The sequence below is a fragment of the Mycobacterium parascrofulaceum ATCC BAA-614 genome, from assembly GCF_000164135.1.
GTDB lineage: Bacteria > Actinomycetota > Actinomycetes > Mycobacteriales > Mycobacteriaceae > Mycobacterium > Mycobacterium parascrofulaceum.
Genome location: NZ_GG770558.1, coordinates 480,752 through 482,984, shown reverse-complemented (window position 1 = coordinate 482,984; position 2,233 = coordinate 480,752). Strand labels below are relative to the sequence as shown.

Genomic DNA, 2,233 nt, shown 5'->3' with positions numbered 1-2,233 from the left:
CGTCCAAGTTTCTGATCGGTCCGCCCCTTGCTTTCCCGGGGGGACCGTTTCGCACGAGCTGGCCTGTGAAAACGCCACCTGACATCGGGTGTCGGCGTTACGATCTGCGCGACCGACTACACAGATCCGAGTTACACCATGAATCGCATCCGACATCTCGTCACCGGATTCATCGCGGATATCGCGCTCGTCATCGCCGCCGCAACGTTCGCCGCCCCACCGCCCGCATCGGCCGACCCGATATGCGGGACACCGGGAACGCCGCCATGCGCGGGCCCCGGTCCGCTGACACCGGAACAGCAGTGCGCGCTGTTCGCGGCGCGCACGTGGACGCCATGCAACTGGATGGGTATGCAAGTACCCGCCGGCACCCCGGGGAGTTGGGACAGCCCGCCAGCTCCGCCGCCGCCGTGATCCTATGAGCACCGACGCCCAACACGGCGAGCAGCAGCCGCCGACTGCGGCTGTCGGTAGCGGTGACGAGACTGCGGTCGGGCCGTGCGCGGATGCGACGGAGATTGTGCCGCCGGTGGCCGACGCCGGGCGCGAGCTGGCTTGGTCCGACGACGAGAACGACAACGCTGCTGGGACCTCGTGGGGGGCTGCGGCTGAACGTGCCAGCATCATCGTGCTCGGCGCCGCGGTAGTCGCTGTCGTTATTGGTCTTTCGATCTGGCTTGCGTTCTACCTCTTTGACCAGAACCGACCGATGCGCGCCCCGGACGCTAAGGCTCCTACCGCGATCGCGCCGGTACCGACCGCGGGACCGCCGCCGCCGGCCACAGTGACGGTCACCGCGGCACCCCCGCCGACCGTCCCGGTGGAAGCATCCCCGCCTGCTCCTCGCCATGAGGATGGTGGTGCACCTCCGCCTGCCAACGGCACCGACGTCTTCACCATCTGCCCAGATGGACATGAAGGCGTCGTCGGCGGCCATACCAGCTGCGAATTCGCCTCAAGCGTGCGTCAAAGCTTCTACGCATCAGGCATGTCCACCACTGTCTTCGCCTACTCGCCCGTCACTGGCGACGGCTACGAGATGACTTGCGTCGGTAGGTATCCGGCATATTTCAGCGACGGGTCGACGAAGATTTCAACCCGCTGCTACGGGGGCGACAACGCCGAAGTCGTCATCTGGTGAGGTGATTTCACAAACCCGATGTAAATAAGGGCGCAAGCGCTTACGCTCCCATCGACGAATCGGGAACGTCATTCGTGCAGCTAAGCCTGGTTGGTATCTCGGCCCGCCAGGTACCGTCGGCCAGAGGTATTGGAATCGCAAGCAGTGGAGTGGCACCCTAGCCGTCGCGACCCGCTACAGGTCGCTGAGCTAAGGAAGCACTATGGGTTTCTATATACGCAAAAGCGCCAAGGCAGGACCGTTTCGGTTCAACCTGAGTAAGTCAGGCATCGGCGTGAGCGCCGGGGTTCCGGGGTTCCGTATCGGTACCGGTCCGCGTGGCAACTACGTCCACATGGGCCGGAACGGTATCTATTACCGGGCATCGCTGAACGAGCATCGTGCGCGCTCATCACCTCGGCTCGGACAATCGGTCCAGCATCCACAGCTCGCGTTCCGCCCTAGCGACGTTGTCATGGAAGACGTGACTGGTGCGACCGCTATGTCTCTGGAGCCGACCGGTCGAGGCGATCTTGTCGACCAACTGAATGCCGCGGCCGGGCGCTTTGCATGGTGGTGGCCGGCGGGGATCGCGGTTTTTTTGCTGGGCCTCATGACGATGCCGTGGGGACTAGCGATCTGGGTTGTGGGCGCCGTGTGCTGTGCTTGGCTGTACCTCAACGACCAGGCCAGACGCACTGTGGTCCTCTTCTACGACCTGCACGACGATGCCTTTTCGTGGTTCGATTCTGTTGTAACCCAGTGGTGCTGGCTGACTGAATCGCAACGAGTGTGGCGGGTCGTCCAGTGCGACTTCGGCGTGCCCGAGCCAACGATCTTGCGACCAGACGGCCAACTCAACGTTCACCGCCTGCACACCTCCCGCCGCGACCCGATCGCCGCCTGGGCCCGGCAGCTGGGCCTGACCGCATGGCGCCATTTAACCAATCGCGGGCGCTATCGTGAGAAACCTCCCGAAGGTTTCTCATCAGCGAACACCCAGATGATTCCGAAGATCATGCGGGAGGGGATGGCGGAGATGTCCAAGGAGGGCTCTGAGATGGACCATCCGCCTGGCCATTACACGTACACATCGACGCCGTACCGCTGCGC

At 63.6% G+C, this 2,233-nt stretch carries 2 protein-coding genes; both read left to right on the top strand.

Going from position 1 to position 2,233, the window contains the following annotated elements:
* Nucleotides 1-418 precede the first annotated feature (418 nt).
* Nucleotides 419-1,141 carry a hypothetical protein gene (locus tag HMPREF0591_RS25695; RefSeq protein WP_007171649.1) on the top strand — a complete coding sequence of 241 codons (723 nt, stop codon included), beginning with the start codon at nt 419-421 and terminating at the stop codon, nt 1,139-1,141.
* A 202-nt stretch (nt 1,142-1,343) separates the two neighbouring features.
* The coding region (locus tag HMPREF0591_RS30440; protein WP_157137564.1) for a DUF4236 domain-containing protein at nt 1,344-2,233 on the top strand (890 nt) is incomplete at its 3' end.

Excerpts from the sequence above, each read along its gene's own strand:
- HMPREF0591_RS25695 (WP_007171649.1), top strand. The coding sequence starts at position 419 with ATGAGCACCGACGCCCAACACGGCGAGCAGCAGCCGCCGACTGCGGCT.